General features: G+C 69.1%; 17 protein-coding genes and 1 pseudogene. 7 read left to right on the forward strand and 11 right to left on the reverse strand.

What is annotated here, in order from left to right; translation table 11 throughout:
- Positions 1–19 precede the first annotated feature (19 nt).
- Both ACFV6H_RS17190 and ACFV6H_RS17195 read right to left on the reverse strand, forming a co-directional pair.
- Positions 20–1768, reverse strand: coding sequence for an ABC transporter ATP-binding protein (locus ACFV6H_RS17190; RefSeq protein WP_385542578.1), 1749 nt, complete (start codon positions 1766–1768; stop codon positions 20–22).
- 77 nt (positions 1769–1845) lie between these two features.
- Positions 1846–3525 carry an ABC transporter ATP-binding protein gene (locus ACFV6H_RS17195; protein ID WP_385542410.1) on the reverse strand — a complete coding sequence of 560 codons (1680 nt, stop codon included), beginning with the start codon at positions 3523–3525 and terminating at the stop codon, positions 1846–1848.
- Positions 3526–3822: 297 nt separating this feature from the next.
- On the opposite strand from ACFV6H_RS17195, the pseudogene ACFV6H_RS17200 reads away from it, so the two are divergent.
- Positions 3823–4131 (forward strand): annotated as a pseudogene (locus ACFV6H_RS17200) (PAS domain-containing protein); the annotation flags it as partial.
- Entirely contained in the window at positions 4132–5463 is a 1332-nt protein-coding gene (locus ACFV6H_RS17205) for a PP2C family protein-serine/threonine phosphatase (RefSeq protein ID WP_385542581.1), read from the forward strand. It abuts the pseudogene before it with no gap.
- Positions 5464–5491: 28 nt separating this feature from the next.
- On the opposite strand, the gene ACFV6H_RS17210 is transcribed toward ACFV6H_RS17205, so the two are convergent.
- The 5 genes from ACFV6H_RS17210 to ACFV6H_RS17230 form a co-directional block, all read right to left on the reverse strand.
- Positions 5492–6592: a SagB family peptide dehydrogenase gene (locus ACFV6H_RS17210; RefSeq protein ID WP_385542412.1), complete on the reverse strand. Its 1101-nt coding sequence runs from the start codon at positions 6590–6592 to the stop codon at positions 5492–5494.
- 40 nt (positions 6593–6632) lie between these two features.
- The gene (locus ACFV6H_RS17215; RefSeq protein ID WP_385542414.1) at positions 6633–8804 is read right to left on the reverse strand and encodes a YcaO-like family protein; all 2172 of its coding nucleotides are present in this window, start codon (positions 8802–8804) and stop codon (positions 6633–6635) included.
- Between the two features lie 137 nt (positions 8805–8941).
- Complete coding sequence (locus ACFV6H_RS17220; protein ID WP_385542416.1) at positions 8942–9067, reverse strand: azolemycin family RiPP peptide; 126 nt, start codon at positions 9065–9067, stop codon at positions 8942–8944.
- Between the two features lie 168 nt (positions 9068–9235).
- Entirely contained in the window at positions 9236–11998 is a 2763-nt protein-coding gene (locus tag ACFV6H_RS17225; RefSeq protein ID WP_385542418.1) for an ABC transporter substrate-binding protein, read from the reverse strand.
- An 87-nt stretch (positions 11999–12085) separates the two neighbouring features.
- Positions 12086–13213, reverse strand: a complete 1128-nt coding sequence (locus ACFV6H_RS17230) for a PP2C family protein-serine/threonine phosphatase (RefSeq protein ID WP_385542420.1) — start codon at positions 13211–13213, stop codon at positions 12086–12088.
- 344 nt (positions 13214–13557) lie between these two features.
- Here ACFV6H_RS17230 and ACFV6H_RS17235 point away from each other — a divergent pair, with 344 nt between their 5' ends.
- The 3 genes from ACFV6H_RS17235 (at position 13558) to ACFV6H_RS17245 (ending at position 17374) form a co-directional block, all read left to right on the forward strand.
- The gene (locus ACFV6H_RS17235) at positions 13558–14154 is read left to right on the forward strand and encodes a DUF4328 domain-containing protein (protein ID WP_385542422.1); all 597 of its coding nucleotides are present in this window, start codon (positions 13558–13560) and stop codon (positions 14152–14154) included.
- Between the two features lie 230 nt (positions 14155–14384).
- Positions 14385–15275, forward strand: a complete 891-nt coding sequence (locus tag ACFV6H_RS17240; protein WP_385542424.1) for an oxidoreductase — start codon at positions 14385–14387, stop codon at positions 15273–15275.
- 572 nt (positions 15276–15847) lie between these two features.
- Positions 15848–17374 carry an MFS transporter gene (locus ACFV6H_RS17245; RefSeq protein WP_385542426.1) on the forward strand — a complete coding sequence of 509 codons (1527 nt, stop codon included), beginning with the start codon at positions 15848–15850 and terminating at the stop codon, positions 17372–17374.
- Positions 17375–17446: 72 nt separating this feature from the next.
- Here ACFV6H_RS17245 and ACFV6H_RS17250 read toward each other — a convergent pair whose 3' ends face one another.
- Positions 17447–18343: a helix-turn-helix transcriptional regulator gene (locus ACFV6H_RS17250; protein WP_385542428.1), complete on the reverse strand. Its 897-nt coding sequence runs from the start codon at positions 18341–18343 to the stop codon at positions 17447–17449.
- Positions 18344–18531: 188 nt separating this feature from the next.
- On the opposite strand from ACFV6H_RS17250, the gene ACFV6H_RS17255 reads away from it, so the two are divergent.
- A complete protein-coding gene (locus tag ACFV6H_RS17255; protein ID WP_385542430.1) occupies positions 18532–20013 on the forward strand; it encodes an MFS transporter in 1482 nt (493 codons plus the stop codon).
- Positions 20014–20042: 29 nt separating this feature from the next.
- Here the strand turns inward: ACFV6H_RS17255 and ACFV6H_RS17260 are convergent, their stop codons facing one another.
- The 3 genes from ACFV6H_RS17260 to ACFV6H_RS17270 form a co-directional block, all read right to left on the reverse strand.
- A complete protein-coding gene (locus tag ACFV6H_RS17260; RefSeq protein ID WP_385542432.1) occupies positions 20043–20822 on the reverse strand; it encodes a hypothetical protein in 780 nt (259 codons plus the stop codon).
- Entirely contained in the window at positions 20819–21442 is a 624-nt protein-coding gene (locus ACFV6H_RS17265; RefSeq protein ID WP_385542434.1) for a SigE family RNA polymerase sigma factor, read from the reverse strand. The genes ACFV6H_RS17260 and ACFV6H_RS17265 overlap by 4 nt, the downstream gene beginning before the upstream one ends.
- 111 nt (positions 21443–21553) lie before the next feature.
- Entirely contained in the window at positions 21554–22231 is a 678-nt protein-coding gene (locus tag ACFV6H_RS17270) for a hypothetical protein (protein ID WP_385542436.1), read from the reverse strand.
- A gap of 266 nt (positions 22232–22497) precedes the next feature.
- On the opposite strand from ACFV6H_RS17270, the gene ACFV6H_RS17275 reads away from it, so the two are divergent.
- Positions 22498–23265: an NPP1 family protein gene (locus ACFV6H_RS17275; RefSeq protein ID WP_385542438.1), complete on the forward strand. Its 768-nt coding sequence runs from the start codon at positions 22498–22500 to the stop codon at positions 23263–23265.
- Positions 23266–23309 lie beyond the last annotated feature (44 nt).

Here is a 23309-nt window from a genome sequence, read left to right on the forward strand (position 1 = left end):
GCGCTGTCACGGTGCGCTGTCACGGTGCTGTGTCGCGGCTGTACGACCACGCTTCCCACAGAGCCGCGTAGCGGCCGTTCGCCGCGCGCAGTTCGTCGTGCGTACCGGACTCCACGATCCGTCCGGCGTCCATGACCACGATCCGGTCCGCGCTCGCGGCCTGTGTCAGACGGTGGGCGACGATCAGAGCCGTACGGCCGTCCACCGCGCGGGCGGCGGCCTTCTCCAGGGCGCGCGCGCCGGCGCTGCCCGCTTCCGCGGTGGCCTCGTCGAGGATCGCGACCGGCGGATCGGCCAGCACCAGCCGCGCCAGGGCGAGCTGCTGCGACTGCGCACTGGTGAGCCGGTGCCCGCCCTCGCCCACGACCGTGGCCATGCCGTCCGGCAGAAGATCGGCCCAGCTCAGCGCGGACACGCGGTCGAGCGCCTCACGCAGTTCGGCGTCGGTGGCGTCGGGACGGGCCAGCCGCAGATCGTCGGCGAGCGGTCCGGCGAAGACATGGACATCCTGGGTGATCAGGGCGACGGTCCGGTGGAGCGCGGCCTTGTCGAGCGAGTCCAGTTCCGCGCCGCCGATCCGCACCGTGCCCTCGGACGGTTGGTGGATACCGGCGGTGATCTTCGCCAGTGTGGTCTTGCCCGCGCCGCTCGCGCCGACCAGCGCGATCCGCTCCCGAGGTGCGATCGTCAGATCCACTCCGTGGAGAACGGGATGGCCCGGCCGGTACGCGTGGCCGATCCCGCCGAGGGCGATGGACGCGTCGCGCGGCACGGCCGGCCGCTCCACCCGTACGGCGGGCGGCAGATCGGCCACTCCGACGAGCCGGGCCAGGCCCGCCGTGGCCGACTGGGCGTCATCGATCAGCATCAGCGCCGAGTTGACCGGAGTGAAGAGGCTGTGGAAGTAGAGCGCGGCGGCCGTCGCCGTACCGATCGACACAACGTCGGCACGCACCAGCAGGAAGCCCGCCACCAGCACGGCCGCGAGTCCGGTGAACTCGGCCAGATGCAGCCGGCTGTAGAAGCGCAGCACCAGTTGGACACCGCGCATCGTCAGCGCCACCACCGACGAGGACCGCGCGGTGACCTGCTCGGTGTGCTCCTTCTCCAGCCGGAAGGCACGTACGGTCGGTGCTCCGCCGATACTGTCCAGCAACTGCTGCTGCTGGGCTCCGTACGCGATGCGCTGCTCGGCGTAGAGCGGTGCGGCGTTGCGTATGTACCAGCGCGCGGTGTGCGCCTGTACGGGGACGGCGAGCAGCGCGGCGAGCAGAAAACGCCAGTCGAGCAGGGCCAGCGCGCCCAGGGTGAGGACGATCGCCAGCACCGAACGGGTCAGCTCCGGCAGCGCGTTGCGGACCGCGTCGGCGATCAGCGACACATCGCCGGTGACGCGCGCCGTCAGATCGCCCGAGCCCGCGCCCTCCACCTGCTCCAGCGGAAGATTCAGGGCGCGGTCCACGAACCGCTCGCGCAGCCGGGCGAGTACGGTCTCGCCGAGCCGGGAGACCAGTGAGAGCCCGAGACCGGTGGCGGCGCCCTGGACGACGGCGACCGCGGCGAGCAGCATCACGGGCACGGTGATCGCACCGACCGGACGGGCCTCGGTGACCACGTCCACGATATGGCCGAGCACCGGCTGGACCACCAGTCCGACGGCCGTCGCGGCGACCGTGGTGACCAGGGCGGCGAGGGCCAGCGGCCGGTGAGGGCGCAGGAGTTCGCGCACCGCGGCGCGGGTGCGACGGGCGGAGGCGGTGGGCAGCAGCGCTCGTTCGTCTTCTGCTGTGGTGTGGTCGTGGTCTGCTGTCGTGCGGTCATGTTCGGCTGTGGTGTGCTCGTGCTTCACGCGAAGACCGCCGTCCGGTAGCTCCCGTGGCGCTGTACGAGTTCGGCGTGCGGCGCCGTGTCGGTGACGCGTCCGTCCTGTACGAGCACCACCCGGTCGGTCACCGCGAGCAGCGCCGGGCTCGTGGTGACCAGGATCGTCGTACGCCCGCGCCGGAACTCCCTGACGGCATCGGCCATCCGGGCCTCGGTGACGGTGTCGACCGCCGTCGTCGGATCGTGCAGGACCAGCACCGGAGCATCGGCCGCCAGTGCGCGGGCCAGGGCCACACGCTGGCGCTGGCCGCCGGACAGGGACCGGCCGCGCTCGGTCACCGTCGTACCGGCGCCGTGCGGAAGAGCTCCGGCGACCTCGTCCGCACCGGCCGCGGCCATCGCCACCGCCACGATGCCGCCGGTCCGGTCCGCGGCGGCCGACACATTGCTGGTCACGGTGCCCTCGAACAGATCGGCGTCATGGCCGGCGACCAGCAGGACCTTCCGGATCTCCGCCGGGTCCAGCGTGGTCAGGGCCAAGCCGTCCAGCTCCACGGTCCCGGCGTCCGGATCGGCCACGCGTCCCAGACAGCCGAGCAGCGCCAGCGCGTCGGCCGGATCGGTGGCCACCACTCCGAGCAACTCGCCGGGCGCGGCGTCCAGATCGATGTCATGGAGCGCCGCGTACGAGACACCGCGCAGCCGGACATGGCCGCGTACCGGCACCGGCAGCACGCCCGGGCCCGGCTCCACCGCCGGGGGAGCGGCGAGTACCTTCGCGATCCGCGCGGCGGAGGAACGGCCCTGCGCGAGCTCCGAGTTCACCCAGCCGACCACTTCGAGCGGCCCGAGCAGGAACAGCGCCAGCCCGACCGCCGAGACCAGTCCGCCCAGACTGATGTCGCCCGCGGCGGCCAGCCGGCCGCCTGTCAGGGCGACCAGGGCGATGAACACACCCGTCAGCGCGAGCGTCATTCCCTTCTGCCAGGCCTGTGCCCGGGTCGCGCGCAGCGTGGCGTCCAGCGAGGCACGGCTGGCGGACCGGTAGCGGGCGACGGCCGCCGACTCGGCGCCGATGCCCTTGAGCACCCGCAGACCGGCCACGAGATCCGCGGCGACTCCCGAGGCCTGCCCGGCCCGCTCCTGTTCGGCCTCGCTGCGCCGCTCCAGCGGCTTGCTCAGCAGATGGCTCAGCCACAGCAGCAGCGGCGTGCCCAGCAGGACGACGAGACCGAGCGGTACGGAGATCCAGAGCAGGGCCACGGCGCTGACGCTCAGCGCGGCCAGCGCGGCCACCGCCTCCATCACCGCGACATTCACGGCGCCGACGCGTTTGGCGTCCTCGGTGGTGGTGTTCACCAGAGCTCCGGGCAGCCCCAACGCCTCGGTGCCGCCCGCCGGATGCAGTACGCGCCCGACCAGCGCGGTCCGCAGCTCGTGCGCGGCGGCCACGGCGGCCCGCTCCGACAGCCGTGCGCCATGACGGAAACTGAAGGAGAGCCCGACATACACAACGGCCAGCACGCCGATCCACAGCCAGAGCGCACCGCCCTCGCCCTCGGCGACGGCCCGGTCGATCACCAGACCGATGAGCACCGGAACAAGCGCCTCGCCCGCCTGGTGCCCGGCCGCGAGAAGCGATGCGAGGACGACATCACGCCGCTGTCCCTCCACCGCCCGCCTCAGGACATCCCGCCCCATCGGGCCTTCAGCCCCCACCGCACTCCTCCGGCTCCCGAGATCTCCGCCCATCGATCAGGCCGAAAACTTAGGTAAGGCTATACTAAGTACTCGCTGGCTGGCCACCCCCATGAACGGCCGCGAACAGACCGGCCCCGCCTCGTAGTTGCCGGGAAGCGGAGTTCGGCGGGCGGTTATCCGCCTCGGACTACACTTTGAATATCAGGAGGTCGTATGACACACAGTAATCGCCCGATGTCAGGTGGTGCGCCATCCGATCCACTCGGAGACGAACTGCGGGCAGATCTGTCGAGAGCGATGGAGCTGAATGGAATCGGCGGGTTCGTGTGGGATGTCGAATCCACGCGAGTCGTGCTCGATCCGAGCGCGCTTGCGATATTCGACCTGGAGCCCGGTGAGTTCGACGGGTGGATATCCACGCTCTATCGGCGGATCGTGCCCGAAGAGCGACCTGGCGTCAGGGCGCGGATGGCCGAGGTTCTTGTGGATCCCCGGTGCTCGACAAGTTGTGGTAATTATTTTCGTGTTCGCCGATCGGATGGAACCACTCGGTGGGCACATTCGCAGGCTGCCATTATGCGTGATGAGTCCGGAAAACCTGTTCGAGTGATCGGTGTCCTCCGCGCCGAACTGCATTACGCCGAGGAGCAGTCCACCCTGGAGTCCGAGCGTCGGCACCAGGCAGGCGTTGTCCAGGCGACCACGACGGCTCTGTCCCAGGCGCTCGGTGTCGAGGACGTGCTGACGGCTTTGACCAGTCATGAAATTCTGGGCCCGGTAGGCGCTGTGGGCATATCGCTGACCGTTCTTGAGCAGAACAGGCTCCGCCGACTGGCCACCGTCGGAATGCCTCCTCAATATGTACGCGATCTGGAGTACGGCCGGCTCGATGACGACCGGCCGATCGCCGAGGTTTTCCAGACACAGAATCCGCTGTTCGTCACACGGGCGGACATACGGGCCCATTACTCGATGCTATGGCCTTACATCAAAGGGACAGGATTCACCGCGTCCGCTGTTCTGCCGCTTATGGCGCAGGCCAGGCTCACCGGTGTGCTCGCCATTCTGTACGAGGGCAAGAAAGGCTTCTCGCCCGAGGAGCGGAATCTGCTGACGGCCTTGTCGGCCACCGTCGCCCAGTCGTTCCAGCGGGCGCTGCTCTACGACGAGGAACACGCCATGGCGGTGGGTCTTCAGCAGGCCATGCTTCCCGCCAAGATCGAGACGGTGCCGGGAATGAGCGTCGCCGCCCGCTACCGGCCCGCACGGGCCGGTCACCAGATAGGCGGGGACTGGTACGACGTCATGCCGCTGCCCGAAGGACGCGTCGGCCTGGTCGTGGGTGACGTACAGGGACATGACATTCAAGCCGCCGCCGTCATGGGACAACTGCGGACGGCGCTTCGCGCGTATGCCACCGAGGGACACTCGCCGACGGAGCTCATGTCCAGGGCCTCGACGTTTCTGCGCGACCTGGACACCGAGCGGCTCGCCACATGCGTCTATGTCAGCCTCGGTCCCGCCACCGGCCAGGCGGAGGTTGTCCGTGCCGGACATCCCAGCCCGCATATCCGCACCGCCCGTGGAACTGTCCAACTGACCGTGGAAGGCGGCCCGCCGCTCGGCCTCCCGCCCGGTCTCCCACTGAGCCTGCCCGATCCCGGCGACGTTCCCTATCCCATTCACCACTTTCGCCTCGGCCCGCGCGAGACGCTCCTGCTGTGCACCGATGGGCTGCTGGAATTCCATGACACCGATATGGCCGCCGGCGAACAGCAGATACAGGTGCTCCTCGACAGCGGTCCCGGCCCCGGCGACCTCGATCGACTGGCGGAGCACATCGTCGCCAGCATCGAGGACCGGCAGGGCCAGGAGGACGATGTAGCTCTGCTCCTGGCGTCCCGGACGACTCCGGACCTGTCAGAGGCGAACGCATAAGCCGGGCGAACGCGTAGGCCGCACAAGCTCATTGCTGAGCCAGTGGTTCCAGGGCGGGCGCGGCCGAGGGAACCGTGGGCAGACCGAGGGCCATGCTGCCCACATGGATCAGCCGGTCCCGGTGCGGTGCCAGGAACGGGGCCGTCAACGGTGTCTCCATCGCACCGGTCAGACAGGACGCCAGGCCCAGATCGGTCGCGGTGAGACACATGGTCTGCATCAGGCATCCGGTGTCGCGATAGACGAGGCTCAGCGACATCCCTTCATACTTCCAGGTGGTCCGGCCGGCGCAGGACGCGAGATAGATCCCGGCGGGCGGCGCCTCCTTCATGGCGGCGGCGTCGATGACGGTCCGCCGTTGCAGGACGGCGAGTTCATCGGTCCATGCGGAGAGCCGGTGCAGTGTGTGGGTGAACGGATCGTAGTGGTACGCGCCGCCCGCCAGCCCTTCCACCTCGCGCGCCAGCAGATACACCTCCAGGCTGTGGCGTCCGCCGCCGGACGGCGCGGACCGGTGCGTCTGCTCGTACGCGCGCGGCGGGAGACAGCCCCGTACCCGTGCGGTCCGGTCGAGGAACGCGCCGATGAGCGGGAGCGGTACCGGCGACGGAGCGAAGGCGCGGATGCTGCGGCGCTCGGCCAGTACCTCGGCCAGCGGGCGGCTCGGAGCATCGCGGCCGTCGGGCAGCGTGATGATCTCGGTGGCCTCGGGATGGACGAACCGGGCCGGCGGCGGGACACCGCGCCGGGCATGCGGGACGGGACCTCTCCCGGCCTGTGCGTGCACGGCGAGCTCATAGGGTGTCCAGCCGTCGCCGCCGGAAGCGACTCCTGTTCCGGTGCCGTCGGCTGTTCCCATGACGTCGGCCGGCGCACACCGCTGGATGATCCCTGCCGAGGCAAGCCGGTCCAGAAGCGTGCGCGCCTCGTCGGCATGGCCGGATTCCCGCCAGCGATCGTGGAGTTCTTCCGCCGTCAGCGGGCGGTCGAGCTGGTGGAGCAGGCCGACGAGCACGGGCTTGACGGAGAACTTCCGCCACCGACGGCAGTCGACCAGGATCGGGCTCGCGCCCTCTCCCCATTCCAGCAGAATATCGGGATTGCGCCGATAGCGATGCTGGTCGTCCATGCGTCCACTCCCTTCTTTCGTTGACCAGACTTTCGCGCCGTCACAGGAAGGGCAGCGGGAATGGATTCAGCTCGTCCTCTGCGAGGCTCTTCTCACGCACGCCCATGGCGACCGGCGCGGTGAAGACACGTGGCCCACCACGACGGTGGAAGTCGCTGCGCAGCGTGAGCGGGCACAGGCCGGGCACCACCGTCCTGACCACCGATACACCGCACTCGGCCACATCGATCGGAGTGATGTCGACGGTGATGGTCTCGTATCCTCGGGCGGCCAGCCGGCGGACCGCCTCGTCCACATCGGTCCGGAGCCCGGCGGCGGGCCTGGCGGGCGGGACCTGGTGCAGCGGGCCCTCGTCCCAGAAGGCCAGATGGTGTTGGCGCTCGGGGGAGCAGTAGTAGAGGGAGAATTCGCTGAGGCTGCTCAAGACATCGTCGGGGCCGGGGATTTCCTCCTTCGCGAGCCAGATACCGGCGCCTGTCCGACATAGACATGCCTCTTCCAGCGCTCCGAGGAGCGCCGCGTGCGGATCGAGATCGGCGCGGGCGGTATGGACGACCACGGGCCGGTCGGGCGTGCCTTCGGCGAAGCGCACGGCCACGGCCGGGATACCGAGGTCGGTGGTGAGGTCCTTGCAGATGACCGTGGCGCCGTCCGCGGTGACACGGTCGATGATCCGCCGGGCCGGGCCGTCCGGGAGCCGCGTGAGATCCAGGCTGGGCAAGGTGAGCCGGTTCTCCCAGAAGACGATGGCCGAGTCGCGCTCGACGATCTCCAACAGGCCGCCGAGCACGGCGTGATGATAAGTGCCGCCGGCGGCCAGGCCGGTGGAGATCGGATCGAACCAGGGCTTGTGGCCTCGGGGAAAGCGATACGGCAGATACACCGTGCACGCCGGCACATACCGCGTCCTGCCGGTGGTGAGCGAGTGGCCCCGGACCCAGTCGATCTCCACGTCCGGATCGAAGGGCCCGTACCGTGGCCGCTCGGCGTACTCCTTGGCCGAGCCGAGAGGGAGTGTGCGCGGGTCGACGGCCTCGTCGCCGAGTGCGGCGAAGGTGGCGCGGAGGAGCCGGTCCGGATCGTAGACGCCTGCGGCATACCGCTCCATGGTCTCGCCGACCGCACAGACCCGGGCGCCGGTCGGATCGCTCTTCACGGCGCCGCCGCGCGCCTCCGCCTTCACTGGGGAGAACCATGTCGTGGTGGTCACGCCGGCAGTGCGCGCATAGGTGGTGCTGCCCGGGCGGCCGTCGCTCTCGTCCACGCGCAGCTCGGGCACGAGCCCGGTCAGCGGATCGACCGCGCCGCGCATCAGCTCCCAACTGGCCCGCATATCAATGACGTTCGCCTCACCACGCTTCGGCGGGACGACGGCCTCGGCGCACGCCGGGCAGTTCGGTGTGTGGAACAGCGCGTGGCGCGTACGCTCCAGCGAATCGTGGTCGATGTCGGTCAGCACCGGGGGCTCGGTCCGCGGTTCCGTGGTGAGGGCCCTGAGCACCTCATGGGCGAGGATCCCGGCGGCGATGGCGGTGGTGGGCCAGGCCTCGCTCTCCGCCGCGCCCAGCAGCACGTCGAACGGCAGATCGGCGACCGGCTGCCAGGTGTGATTGGCGCGGATGCGCCGTACGAGACAGACGGGACAGGCCGTACGCGGCGGGGCGAGGGTGGCGAGGAGCAGACGTGTCGGTGTGCTCAGACAGGTCACCAGCGGCGTGCCGCCGGCGAGGGAGAACCGGGTCCAGCGCTGGAGTTCGGACTCCGCCAGGCCGAGCGGCAGGAGTACCGCGTCGGCGTCCAGGCGTTCGGCGTCGGCGTCCGCGCTCCGCTCGGCGACGACCACTCTGACTCCGGCCCGGATCAGGAGCGCGGCGGCCTCGGCCGCCAGCAGCCCGTCGGCGGCCAGGGCGACCGTGAGGTCACTCCGCTCTTCCTCCCGTCCATAGAGAGGGTGAGCACGCTGTCCATCGCCCAGGTGCACAAGGCCGCGGGTGCGCATTCCCTCGATGACGCGATCCGGTACGGCATCGAGCGCGAGGAGGCCGTGCTCTCCGCCGTCCGGAGCGGACACTCCGGCCGGGACGCGGAGGGTACCCGTACTCGCGCAGATATACAGGTGATCGTCGCGCGTGGCGAGCCGTACATCGCGCCGTGGCGTAAGGGCGAGGGAAGCGGAGCGTGGGGTGGCCGACGGGTCCTGGGTCGATTCCAATTCTGTCCGCCTTCGGGAAAGTGATGCGTACGACAGTGACGCGTACGACGACGCCGGGAGTACGAGGGAGTGCCGGGGGTACGCGGAGTACGAAGGTGCCTCCCTGCCCATGGCAAGACAGGAAGACACCTGTTGCGCTACTCCGTCGGCTCGGCTTCCTGCTCCGTCACATCCGAAACGGCGCTGAAGCAGCTGTGCCCGGCGAAAGCCGACTCCGTCTCAGGGATCGACATTTCTTCGAAGAGTTCCTCGTTTTCGAGCATGACGGTTTCCTTTCTCGGAACGGCACTCCTGAAATGCGCTGCCGTTATGGCTCAACAGAGCCTCGATGGCGCTTTCTTCATTGCATGGCACGTTCGAATAAACCGTCAAGAGAAATCCGGAGAGTTGCCAGGAATCGCCAGCGTGTAATTGTATGACGTATTGTTGAATCAAGGGCAGAGGTGTTCCTCGCCCTTCGGCCCCCACCTCGTACGTTCATCGCCACGCGCCACCGTGCCGCACAGCAGTTCCGTCGTCGTCTTGTCGCTGCCGCCCCGCAGCACCGCGAGCAGTTTGTCCTCCGTCAGCCGTCCTCCGCCCGCCGCGCCGTGCGCGTCTATACGGCCGGTGGCGCCGTCGAAGCCACCGTCGCCGAGGCCCTGGTAGAGCACGCCTTGCAGCAGTCCGCGGTCGAGGCGGTCGTCATGTCCGCCGGTGGTCCGCCAGGCCTGGTCGATGCCTTCGGCGAGATAGCGCAACGCGTCCCAGGCGAGGGCGACATGGCCGTCCTCGCGCATGGCCTTCGTCCCGGAGCTGTGATCGCCGCCGTACGCGCGGTCGTACGCGGCGAGGAAGGCCGCGGCCTCCGGGCTCCGTACCGCCAGTTCGGGGGTGTAGCCGTGTGAGACGTAGTAGAGCGTGAGGCCCTTGAAGTCGTCCCAGGGACGCTGCTCCTCCGTCAGTGTGTTGGTGACATCGTCGCCGCCGAGCACACTGATCTTCGGGCAGTCGCCGGAGATACGGGCGATCTCGGCCAGGAAGAGCTGGAACTGGCTGGCCCGCGCCGACCACACCACCGCCGTCCGCGGCTCCTCACTCACGGCGCGGCAGACCTCGCGGGCCAGATCCTCCACGGTCGCCACCGGCCGCCCGCCGAGCGCACCGGGCACCGGTCCCGGCTCCGGCGCGTCGGTCGGGGTGTAGAGGAGTACGTCGGTGCGCTCCTGCCCGTACGATCCGAGAAAGGCCGCGGCAAGGCTGTTGCTGTAGGCGTCGGTGGCGTCGGCGACGAGACTCACCCGGCGCGCCTTCCGCCCGCCCGTGGTCATCCCGGCGTTCGAGGCGAACGCCGCCATCAGCTCGCCGGCGCGCGTATCGGTGGGCGCAGTCTGGTAGTAGTGCTCGCCCTGGCGGAGGAGTTCATCGGCGGTGCCCGAGGTGCCGACCATCGGGATGCCCGCCGTGTCGAGAGTACGTATCGCCTCGTACGTATTGCGGCGGCTCTGCCCGAAACCGACGACGCCCGCAATGGACGGATCGCTCGCGGCGAGCTCCACGATCCGGTCGGCGACGGCGGGCGCGTCCTTGAAACGGTCACCCGCGTTGGCGGCGAGCACCCGCAGCGGGACACGCTCGCCGGAACGCAGCGCCTGGGCGTTGATATGCCGCTGCGCCAGCGCGATACCGCGCAGCTCCGCCAACGTACCGCCGCGCACCGGGTCTTCGGCGTCCTTACCACCGGTGAGCGGGCCGAAGTAGACGACGGTGCGGCGGCCGGGGCGCGGGTCGTCTCGAGGCCGGCCCGCGAGCTCCTTGTCGACTTCCTCGTTCTGCCGCTCGATCTGCTGGAGCACCGCCCGTAAAGCCTGCTCACTGGGCTCGTCGCCGAAACCGGCCGCGCCTTCGGCGACACCGACACACTGACCGTCCGTACCGAGGAAGGTGGAGCCCTGACACGGGTCGTCCCTCTCGCGGCCTCCGATGTCCGGTACGAGGAGGAGGGCGGCGGCGAGTGCGAGTGCGAGCACTCCGATGCCGAGCACTCCGGCCACCTCGGCGCCAGGACCCCAGCGCGGCGACGGCGTCACCAGCGTGGGCCAGCGGCCGAGCCAGTACACCGCCGCCTGGTCGTCCTCCGGTCCCTCGGCCACCGGTACGACGATGCCGGTCGGCTGGCCCGGTGTCATTCCGCGCCGCTCGATGTTGATCAGCTCGGCGCCGGCGTGGGCGAGGCCCGACGCGTTGATATCGGGGATGCGCGAGGCCAGCGACCGTACGCCGGCCGCCACCGCGAACACCGACGTGCAGCGCAAGTCCTCCACGGCGGAGCGCAGTTCACGCAGAAAGCGCTGCACGCGCGAGTCCGCGGGCCCCGCGTCGTCGAAGAGAAGCACGAAGCGTGACGTGCGACGCCGCCGCCACGGGTTGAGGAGACGGGGCCGGCACGCCTGGTCGAGATCGGCGAGCAGGGCGTGCATGAGCACCCGGTCCATACGCTCCGGCTCACCGGCGGGCTCGCCGTGTACGAGGTCGAGCGCGGAGCGGAAGAAGTCGGTGGGCGGGCTGCCGTGCTGGCGGCGCACCCACTCCGCGTACCAGCTGCGGCTGCGGGCCCGCCCGAGCATGCGGCGGTTGGCGCGCCAGCCGAAGAAGGCGCGCGGCAGCCGCTGGAAGAGCGGGCCCGCGATGAAGTTCCACAGCAGCTCCAGCAGTGTGCCGCCGCTGGCCTGGTCACGGCCGCCGAGCCACCACAGGGTCTGGGCGGTACGGGACCAGTTGCGGTGCTCCGCGTAGCAGTGGTTGCGCAGCTCGGCGTGGCGGCGCTCCATGAGGCCTTCGATGGCGGGCGCGGTGACGACGGAGCGGAGCAACCGGTAGCTGTGCAGACGTAGTTCACCGGTGCCGGGCGGCATGGTCTCGGCGAGCTGGAGCGTCAGATGCTCGAAGAGTTCGAGCGGTGGCGGGTCGGTGCCGTCCGGCAGTCGCGGAATGTACGCGTGCGGAGCGAGGACCTCGCTGCGCCCGCGCATCCGCGAGCGCAGCCCCGTGACGATCCGGCGTCCCGCGGTGCCACCGTCCGGCTCATTGAGCAGAACGACCGGTACTCTGCTGCGACTGCGCCGCGGCTGTACCACCAGCTTGTCGAACGCGTCGACAAAGCGCTCGACGCCCGGATAGGCCGGAATGCGGCTTTCCGAATCCCCCGAAGTCATGACCAGGCCCCCTGTTTCCCCCTGAGAAACACCAATCGTTCCCATTAACTCTCTTACGGAAACGTGGAGTTGGCTCACATCCATGGCCTAATGGGCGGCCGGGGTGGCGGTGACGCGGTGGGCGACGAGGGCCGCGAGGTCGTCGTCGCGGATGCCCGAGACATAGGCGAGTATGTCCTGGTGGAGGAGGTCCAGGAGCTTGCGCGGCGAGACGAAGGCCCAGGGCCGGACACGCTGGGCGAGAGGATAGAAGGTCCCGGCGCGATCACGGGTCTCGCTGACACCGTCGGTGTAGAGCAGCAGACTGTCGCCGGCGGCGAACGGGATCGTGTCCACCCGATAGTGATCGCCGAGCAGGGAAGCCATGTTCATCGGCGCTGACGGCGCACTGGGCTCCACCTCGCGCACTTCGCCGTCGTGCAGCAGCAGCGGCGCCGGATGTCCGCAGTTGACCAGGCGGGCGACGGGCTCCTCGGCGGGAATCTCCACGAGCACGATGGTGACGAAACGCTCCAGCACGTCCTCGCTGGGGACGGCTTCGCAGTATCCGTTGATGCTGCTCTCCAGCCGGCCGGCCAGAGTCGGCAGGTCCGGAGTGTCCTTGACGAACACCCGGAACGAACTGAGGACGACCGAGGCGGCCTCGACAGCCGGCAGTCCCTTGCCGCGTACATCACCGATGATCAGCCGTACTCCGTACGGGGTCTGTACCGCCTCGTAGAAGTCGCCGCCGATCCGGGCGTACGCGGCGGCGGCCTGGTAGAGCACTTCGATGTCGACCTGCCCGAGATGATTGGGCAGCGGGCGCAGCAGCACCCGCTGCGCGGTCTCCGCCACGGCGCAGACCTGGGCGAGCGTGCGCTCCCGGTTCTGCCGTACGCGGCTGGCGTAGGCGGCGGCCAGGGTGATCGCCGTTATCGCGAGCAGCGTGAAGTAGCCGGGTGTCCGGTTCAGATCGTGCTCGACGGTCAGACCGAGGACGGTGTCGGCCGCCAGGGCCAGCGCTCCGACGCCCAGCGTGCCGACCACGGGGAACATGGCCGCGGCCAGCGCCGGTGCCGCTCCGAGCAACCGGTTGAACTGGAGGTGAGGCGTGAGGGCCGCCACCACCGAGACCACGACGATCACCAGCAGCGGGGTGAGGAGCGCCGTCTCGAAGGGCCGGCCCTGATCCCGCATCCGCTGGGAGAGCCGCTTCGGGGCGGTCACAGCCACCTTGCTGAGCGTGCCGACTGTAGAAATAGGGCATTCCTCTCATCTCTATGCAGTAGCCACTTTTCGTTCAAGGGGCCGAATAGTCAAGGGCCATAAGTCGGTCGCCCTTCGGTCTCGCGTGCTCTTGGCCTTCCGGACCTGCGGTTTTGTCATGGACGGACTGTCTGTGGCCGGCGTATCGTCCGTACGCGCGTTCTTGTGCGCGATTCCTTTTATGCCTGTGGGGGGCCATTGTCATGTCTGCATCCAGCGATCTCCGCCCGCGTCCCGCTCCGTCGGCCCGGATGCCACGATCGCCACGTGCCCTCCTGGCAGGCGTGTCGGCGCTGCTGACGGCCGTTGCCTTGAGCGACCTGTTTGCCGTCTACGCCGGTGTCCGGTTCTCCATGCTGCTCGACGGGGACGACGGCTTCGCTTTCGCCTCGCAGCGGGAGCTGGACGATGCCGACGCGTTGTACCGGATGGCGGGTCAATTCCAGGGGACCGCGTTCCTCGCCTGCGCGATCGTCTTCATCGTCTGGTTCCACTCGGTGCGCCGCGTCGCGGGAGTGCTCGGGCCGGACCGGTTCCGCAGCGGCCCCGGCTGGGCGATCGGGGCTTGGTTCATCCCGCTGGCGAACTTCTGGATGCCCTACCGCATCGCCGTCAACATATGGGGCGCCGGCACACGGCTGCCCGCCGACGGCGAACCGTACAAGGTCTCCATGTGGCCGGTGAACCTGTGGTGGGGCCTGTTCGCCACCACGACCTTGTTCAGCTGGTACGTCGGGCGGCGCTACGAGAACGCCGAAGCTCTTGACGAGATCCGCGACGCCGTCCTCCAAGTGATGGTGGCCGACGCCCTGGACGTCGCCGCTGCGGCAGCGGCGCTGTACTTCGCCGTCCGCCTGACCGCCATGCAGCGCCTGAAGGCGTCCGAACCGCCGTACGGCACGGCCTGAGCCGAGGCGGCCAGACGCCGAGCGCAACCGCGACAAGATCCTCGCGGCCGCCCGTAGCGCATTCGCGCTGAAGGCGAAGAACGGCGCAACCACGCCGTGGCGCGAGGCATGGATTCGCCGTCCCTGGGACAAGTGATCCGTGGTTACGGTTCTTCTTTCCGCCCACACTTGGGTCCTGCCGTTTCCGCGTGCCGTTCACACGGATCACACCTCCCACCCAAGGACTCGTCATGGCCCAACCTCTTTGGTATCCGCCCACGTTGCCCGATCTGACCGGCCGTACCGTCGTGGTCACCGGAGCCAACAGCGGACTGGGCGCCGTCACCGCCCGTGAGCTGGCCCGCGCCGGAGCGCACACCGTCCTCGCCGTCCGTGACATCGCCAAGGGACGTGCCGTCGCGGATCCACTTCCCGGCCGCACCGAGGTACGCGCTCTCGACCTCGGCGACCTGGACTCGGTCCGTGCCTTCGCCGGCGGCTGGAGCGGTCCGCTGGACATCCTCGTCAACAACGCCGGTGTCATGCCCGTCACCCGGGAGACGACCGCCGACGGATTTGAGTCCGCCGTCGGCGTCAACCATCTCGGCCACTTCGCGCTGACCAATCTGCTGCTCCCGTACATCACCGACCGGATCGTCACGGTCTCCTCCGGGCTGGCCCGGATCGGACACATCGACCTGGCGGATCTGAACTGGGAGCACCGCGCCTACCGGCCCATGCGCGCCTACGGTCAGTCCAAGCTCGCCAATCTGCTGTTCACCCAGGAGCTCGACCGCCGGCTCACCGCGTCCGGCAGCCCTGTACGGGCGCTCGCCGCGCACCCTGGTGTCGCCGCGACGCCGCTCGACCGCCACCTCACCGGTTTCGTGGGCGCGTCAACCACCTTCGGTTACCGTTTCATCGCCCAGAAGGAGGTCGACTACGGTGCGCTGCCCACGCTCTTCGCCGCCACGGAGGACCTCCCGGGCAACACCTACATCGGTCCGGGCGGACGGTCCAGTGAACTGCCCAGGACCGAGAAGCGCCGCAAGGCCGACAGCGACCCGGGGACGGCGCGCCGGCTCTGGGACCTGTCCGTCGCCCTGACGGGGACGGACGCCCCGACCGAAGTCGCTGTCTGACCATCGGCAGCACGGAGCCGGTCGCGGCGCCATCAGCCAGGCGATCGGCACCCTGCGCACGGCCCTCGACACCGTCTGACCTCTCCACTCTCCACCGCGGCCTGCGGGCCCCGAGCCGTAACAACAACGGCCCGGGGCCCGCAGGCGTTTGCGCCCCCAGCCGGGCGGCCTCGTAGACACACAGAGGAAAAGCTCTCCGACCTCTCGATTTGCATGGTCGGGAAAAGTGTGGGCACGGCCGATCCCGCGATCCCGGATTTCGCTGTGCAGGTACTTCCACGGAAAAAGCAAGCGGAATTCGAGAATGTCCACGGATCGTGTGTCTGTACGCCGGACAGGTCTGTCAAGTGCGAGAACGGCCACATCGGGATCGCCCGTTCACGGCCGTCACCTGCGACAATCGGGTGCTAAGGTTCGTGTTCGTCCCGGGGTCCAGACCATATGCCCATTCCGGCATCCTGCTCCCGGATTGCATTGCGAGCGTTTTACTTCACCGTAAACAGTTCGCCCTCACGCCCTTTTCCCGGAATGGTCCGGGACGATTCTTCTGTCCACCTCTTGGAGTTCTTTCCATGTCTTACGAGAGCACGACCGCCGTTCCCGCGCGGCCGGACATCTCCGGTACGCCACGCCGGGACCGGCATCTGGGACTGGCCCTGTTCGTGATCGCCGCGGCCCAGCTGATGGTGGTCCTCGACGCCACGATCACAAACATCGCCCTGCCGAGCATCCAGACCGACCTCGGCGTGTCCGACGCGAACCTGGCGTGGATCGTCAACTCCTACGCGCTGGCCTTCGGCGGGCTGCTGCTGCTCGGCGGCCGGGCCGGGGATCTGTTCGGGCGGCGGCGGATGTTCCAGATGGGCATCGCGATCTTCACGCTGGCGTCGGTGCTGGGCGGACTGGCCCCGAACGAGGCCCTGTTGATCGCGGCCCGCATCCTGCAAGGCGTCGGTGCCGCGCTCGCCGCGCCCAGCGCCCTGGCCCTGATCACCACGACCTTTCCCGCGGGCAAGCCCCGCAATACGGCGATGGGCGTCTACGCGGCCATGGGCGGCGTCGGAGCCACGGTCGGGCTGCTGCTCGGCGGCGTGCTCACCCATGTCCTGGACTGGCGGTGGGTGTTCTTCGTCAACATCCCCATCGGTCTGGCCGTTCTCGCCGGAACCAGGACCCTTGTCGAGGCCGAACGCACCCCGGGCCGACTGGACATCCCCGGTGCGATCACCGGTACCGGCGGTCTGATCGCCCTCGTGTACGGCATCACACGCGGCGGTGAACACGGCTGGAGCAACAGCCTCACCCTCACCTCCTTTGCTACGGCGGCAGCGCTACTCGTCGCGTTCCTGCTCGTCCAGGCCCGTACCGATCACCCGATGATGCCGCTGCGGCTGTTCAAGGACCGTAGCCGGTGGGGCAGTTACGCCACGATGCTGTTCATCGGCGCGGGCATGTTCGCCACCTTCTACTTCCTGACGCTGTATATGCAGTTGATCGTCGGCTACAGCCCGGTCAGGACCGGCTTCGCCTATCTGCCCTTCAGTTTCGGCATGGCCGTCGCCGCGGGCGTCAGCTCCAAGCTGGTCACCCACGTCCCGCCCCGGCTGATCGCCGGGCCGGGCCTGCTCGTGGCGGCCGTGGGCATGTTCTGGTTCGCCACGCTGGAGCCGGACTCCTCGTACGCCGGGCATCTGATGCCCGCGATGTTCGTCACCGCCCTCGGCCTGGGCATGAGCTTCGTCCCGATGACGCTCGGCGCGGTCAGCGGTGTCGCGGCCGGCGACACCGGGATCGCCTCGGCGCTGCTGAACACGGCCCAGCAGATCGGTGGCGCCCTCGGTCTCGCGGTCCTGTCGACGATCTCCACCTCCGCGGCCGACGACAAGCTGCCCGACGCGGCCGAAGCCCTCTACCGGGGCCTGGCCATCGAGGACTTCAGCCTGGTGGCGCGCGCCGGTGAGGCACTGACACACGGCTACACCGTGGCGTTCGCCGCCGCCGCGGCGATGTTCCTGGCCGGTCTGGCCGTCACCGTACTCGCCGTCAACGCAGGCAAGCAGCACCAGGCGGAGGGCGCGGCTCCCGCTCACATCGGCTGATTCCCACCACGGGCCGAGCCCACAGGCACACCCACCCCACACGGGTGGGTGTGCCGTCTTACGCGGGCCGGCCTAAGCCGTGTCCTTGACGGAGGCGGTGGCAGTGACCGGATGCGGGTGCGCTTCGGTGAGCGTACGCAGCAGGCTCAGGCCGGCCTCGGCCGGGGAATCGCGCTCGGCGCTGTACATCAGCGTCCACTGGCCGGACTCGTCCGGCATGCGCAGCGTCTCGAAGGAAAGCTCCATCGGTCCCACCAGCGGATGGTGGAAGGACTTCACGCCTGACACACAGTTCCGTACCGGATGGCGCTGCCAGAGCGCGGCGAACTCCGGGCTCTTCATGAGCAGTTCGCCGACCAGCTCGGCCAGTCGGCGGTCGTCGGGACAGCGCCCGGCCATCAGCCGCAGCGAGGAGACCGCGCGTTTGGCCTCCTCGTCCCAGAGCGGATACAGCTCGCGGGTGTGCGGATCGAGGAAGAGCAGCCGCTGGAGATTGGGACGCTCGGTGTGCCGCTCGGGAGCGGCGAAGTCGAGATGGCCGCCGACCAGGGCATGGCCCAGAGGATTCCAGGCGAGCACATCGCTGCGCCGGTCCAGCACGATCGCGGGCACGCCGTCCATGGCGTCGATGAGCTGCTTGGTGCCGAGCCGGACAGGGACCGCCCGGTCCGGCGGACGGCGCTTGGCACGGCCTGGACGGGCGAGATTCCGCAGATGGGAGTGTTCGTCGTCGCTCAGCCGGAGCGCGCGGGCGAGCGCGTCGAGTACCGCTTCAGAGGCGTTGCCGCTCTGGCCCTGCTCCAGCCGCGCGTAGTACGCCGCGCTCACGCCGGCGAGCTGTGCCAGCTCCTCGCGCCGGAGGCCAGGCACCCGCCGCTGGGCACCGTACGAGACCAGTCCGACGTCCTCGGGCTTCAGCCGTGCACGCCGTGTGCGCAGGAATTCACCAAGCTCCGCGGGAGTGTCCATGCCGACCAGTATGGCCGCGCTCTCCCGGCCGGACCGGGGCCGTCCCACACCCTGCGAGTGGTAGGACCAGCGGTGACACGCATGCCGTGCGTACGCGGCGCCCGTGGCTGGCTGCCCGGACAAGGCAACCACAGACTCTCGGTCGGCGCGATGGCCGTGCCTGTCCGAGGACGAGAGGGAACCCGACGATGTCGACACTCGACGGTGTGTCAGAGCAACAGCCTTCAGCACCACCCGAGCGGCTCACCGGCCGGCTGAAGCTCGTCCTGGTGGTGCTGCTGGTCGCACAGTTCATGCTCGCCGTGGACTTCTCGATCCTGAACGTCGCGCTCCCCGCCATAGGCAAGGGACTGGGCTTCTCGCTGGGAAACCTCCAGTGGATCGCCACCTCGTTCGCCCTCGCCGCCGCCGGATTCACACTGCTCTTCGGCCGGATCGCCGATCTTGTCGGCCGGCGCCGGCTCTTTCTGACCGGGCTCGCGGTCCTGGGCGCCGCCTCACTGCTCGGCGGGCTCGCCGTCAATCCCGAGACGCTGCTGATCGCCCGTGTGGCACAGGGCCTGGCGACGGCCGCGGTGACACCGGCCGGTCTCGCGCTGCTGACCTCCTCCTTTCCTGAGGGCCCGCTGCGGTCCAAGGCGCTCGGCCTCAACGGCGCGCTGATGTCGGCCGGTTTCACCACCGGCGCGGTCCTCGGCGGCGTACTCACCGATCTGCTGAGCTGGCGCTGGTCGTTCCTGATCAATGTGCCCGTCGCGCTGGCCGTGCTGATCACCGCGCCGACCGTGATCTCCGAGAGCCGTGGCCACGACCATAGCCGCGCCGACGACGCGAACCGTGGCGACGACGAGAGCCGCGGCGACGGCCGCGCACGGCTCGATCTGCCGGGCGCGCTGGCCGTGACCGTCGGACTGCTCTCCCTGGTGTACGGACTGACCATGGCGGGCGAGCACGGATTCGGCGACCCGAAGGCCCTCGTCGGACTGATCCTGGGCTTGGTGCTGCTGGTGGTCTTCTACTTCGTGGAGAAGGGCGTGCCACAGCCGCTCGTTCCGGTACGGATCCTCCGGCGGCGCTCGGTGATCTTCGGGAACCTCGCCGGTCTGCTCGCCTTCGTCACCGAGACCTCTCTTGTCTTTCTGATGACGCTCTATCTTCAGAAAGTGCTCGGGTTCTCACCGCTCGCGGCCGGTCTGTCCTTCGGCGTACTAGGACTGGGCACCGTCGTCGGCGGTGTCGCCGCGGCCCGGGTGATCGGCAGGATCGGCACCACACCGACGCTGGTGACGGGCGGTCTGGTGCAGGCGGTGGCCACGGTGGCACTGGTCGGCCTCGGCGACAGCCGGAGCTCGATGTGGCTGCTGCTGACCGCGACCTTCGTCGGCGGTGTCGGGAACATGCTCGTCATCGTCGGTTTCATGGTGACCGCCACCTCGGGTCTGCCCGACGCGGAGCAGGGCATGGCGACCGGTATGGCCACCATGAGCCAGCAGGTCGGTATCACCATGGGCACACCGATCATGAGCGCCGTCGTCACGGCTCATGTCGGCGGGTCCGCCGATCCGGATGTGATTCTGGCCGGTGTGAGTGTCGCCGTGCTGGTCAACGCGCTCATCGTGGTGGCCGGTGTGATCATGGCCGCGCTGTTTCTGCGCACGCCGAAGGCGTGATCGCGCCCTACCAGGTCCGCCGACCCGGCTCAGAGCGTCGCAAGGACCTTGCCCGTGGCACCGTAGAGAGTGATGCCGCGGACAATCTCCGGCCCTGACACGCCCGGCGGTTCGGTGGTGGCGTACCAGACGCCCCAGCCGGGCCTGCCCGCCAGTTGCAGCAGTTCGGCGCGCACCACTTTGCCGGTCAGTGTCGTGATCTCGACACGTGATGCCTCGTGCGTCCCGTAGTAGACACCGGAGTGGAAGTAGCGATCGCCCACCGTTTCTGCCTGATGCGAGACTCCGGGCACGCTCATGTCGAGGTTGCCGTCGTTCACACTGCGGAACTGGTCGGGCTGTTCGGGAATGGACCAGTGCTTGCCGTCCTTGGTCAGCCATACCTCCACGCCCGGCGCGGCCTTCACCCGCTGGTTCGGCTGCACCACACGGGCCGGCTTCGGCGCCGGTTCCGGAGCGGGCGAGGGCGTCGGCGGCGCCGCGGTGAGGACCGGCGCGGGTACGGGTACGGGATCGGGCGGCGCGGTGCCGCGTACGAGGACGACGGCCAGCGGGCCCAGCAGCAGTCCGCAACCGGCCATCACCAGGGCCGCGTTGCCGCGTCGGCGCCGGGCGCGGCCGGCCCGTTCGATCGCGGCCAGCGGCGCGGGAGAGGGCGTGACGGCGTTCGCGGCCTCGGTGAAGGTGTCGCGCAGTATGTCGTCGTACGCACGGCGGTATGCGCGAGAGTTCGCGCCGAGGTTCGTGTTGGGGTAGGCGTTCGGGTACGCGTCGTCCGGCCGGCGTTCGGCCTCGGAGGCGGGATTCATGGGCGGGCTCCGGTTCCGGCGCCGGTGCCCGGGAAGGCTTCGGTGCCTGGAACGGCCCCCGTACCAGGGGCAGTTCTCGTGCCAGGGGCGGTTCCGGCTCCGGCTCCGGCTTCCGACCCGGGTAGCCGGCGGGCGATGACGGGATGGGCGCGCAAGGTCTCCAGTGCGCGCCGGGCGTGGGTCTTGACCGTTCCGACCGAGCAGTTCAGCACCTCGGCTATCTCCTGTTCGCTCAAGTCCTCCCAGTAGCGCAGCACCACCACCGCACGCTGCCGGGCCGACAGCGTCTCCAGGGCCTGGGTAATGGCGGCACGCTCCTCGATGTGCTCGGCGTGTCCGGCGTGCCGGCCGTGCACCCGCTCCGGCATCAACGGCGTCAGCAGATGGATGACGCGCCGCTTCCGCACCCGGCTGAGGTTGTTGTTGATCAGTGACCGGCGCACATAGAACTCGACTTCCTCGCGAGGGATCCGCCGCCAGCGCGCACAGACCTTGACGAGAGTGGTCTGCACCAGATCCTCCGCCTCGTGGAAGTCACCGGTGAGCAGATGCGCGGCGCGTACGAGGCGGGGCCAGGCCGCGGCGGCGTACTCGGCGAAGTCGTCGTTCGTGTACGGCACTACCGGCGGTCCCTCGGTTCGAGCGGATTCGGGTGGAGAGCGGAGATGAGGACGACGGTACGGGTGGGGGCCTGGGCTCCCCCGGGCAGCCAAGGCCCCCACCCGAGCTTGTTAGTTGCCCGCGGAGGCCGGGGAGGCCAGAGTGGCCAGGACACGGCCCGCCGTGTCGTACAGGGTGACGCTGCGGATGAAGTCGACCGGCGCGCCAGTGTCTGTGCCGGTGCCCGCGCCTTCGGGACCGAGGACCTTGGCGACTGTGGGCAGTTCGGTGGTGGTGTACCAGGCGCCCCAGCCCGGCTTGCCCGCCAGCTCCACCATCGAGGCGCGTACGGTCCTGCCCGTCCGGGTGGTGATCTCGACGCGGGCCGCGGCACGGCTGCCGTAGTAGACGCCGGAGTGGAAGTAGCGGTCGCCCACCGTTTCCGACTGACGGGAGACACCGGGTGTGCTCAGGTCGAGGTTTCCGTCGGTGACACTGCGGAACTGCTCGTCCATGTCCGGAGTGGACCAGTACTTGCCTTCCTTGGTCAGCCACAGCCGGACGCCCGGCGCGGCCTTGACCCGCTCGCCCGGAGCGACGACGCGTATGGACGGCGCCTGGTCGGCAGGCCGTACACCGGCGCCGGACGCGCCGAACGCGGCTGAGTCACCAACGGACTTGGCGGACGGTACGGAGGCCGAAGGCGTGGAGGACGTCCCGCCCGAGGTCAGCGCGTACGCTCCTGTCGGCACGGCCAGCACCGCCGCCGTGACCGTCGCGGCGGCCACATACTTCTTGATCCGTGTCATGAACGGACAGCTCCTTGTGCGTCTTTGAGATGGAACGGTACGGAGGGCGCCTCTCCATCCCTTCAAACTCCGGTTGCCGCAGGGCCGGATGACACCAGCACCGAACTTTTTCCGGCCGCCTTGCCGCCTCGCCGTGCGTACCGGATCCGTGAAACGCGCAGCCACGTGCCTCAACTCGGCCCAGGCCACCTTCACTTCGGACTTCACTGCCGTCAACATGTCAATCTGACCGCGTGCCCCACGCCGCGGTCGATCAGGAGGACGCAGTGAAGAAAAGCTCGCGCATCCGCAAGGCCTCACTCACCCTTGTCAGCGCCATCGCGCTGGTCGTCGCCTTCCCCGGCATCGCGCTCGCCGATCCCCCCAGGGCGCTGCCCGCCAACGCGGACGGCCTGGAGCAGACGTTCCAGCCGGCGTACGACTACGACGGGGACGGCTGCTACCCGACCCCCGCCATCGGCCCCGACGGGACCATAGCCCCGGGCCTCAACACCACCGGTGCCGTCAACGGCTCATGCCGTGACTCCTGGGACCTCGACAACACCAACGGATACGCGCGCTACAAGTGCAACAACGGCTGGTGCGCGATCATGTACGGCCTCTACTTCGAGAAGGACCAGGCCGTGGCCGGCAGCGGGCTCGGCGGGCACCGCCACGACTGGGAGCATGTCGTGGTGTGGGTGCAGAACAACGAGGCCAAGTACGTCTCCACCTCCGCCCACGGCAACTTCAACGTCTACAACCGCGACCAGATCCGCTGGGACGGCACGCACCCCAAGGTCGTCTACCACAAGGACGGCGCGAGCACGCACTGCTTCCGTCCCGCGAACAACAACGACGAGCCGCCGGAGAACCACTACCGCGGCTGGCAGTTCCCGCGGCTGGTCGGCTGGAACGGCTACCCGGCCGGTCTGCGCGACAAGCTGAGCCAGGCCAACTTCGGCAGTGCCGTCTTCGGCCTCAAGGACGGCAACTTCAACTACCACCTGGAGCGGGCCAAGCCGGCCGGCATCCCGTTCGACCCCAACGCCTGACCGGCGCCGCCATCTGACGGGCAGGGCCGGAGGACGGACACAGC

The sequence above is a fragment of the Streptomyces sp. NPDC059743 genome (assembly GCF_042732975.1).
Lineage (GTDB): Bacteria > Actinomycetota > Actinomycetes > Streptomycetales > Streptomycetaceae > Streptomyces.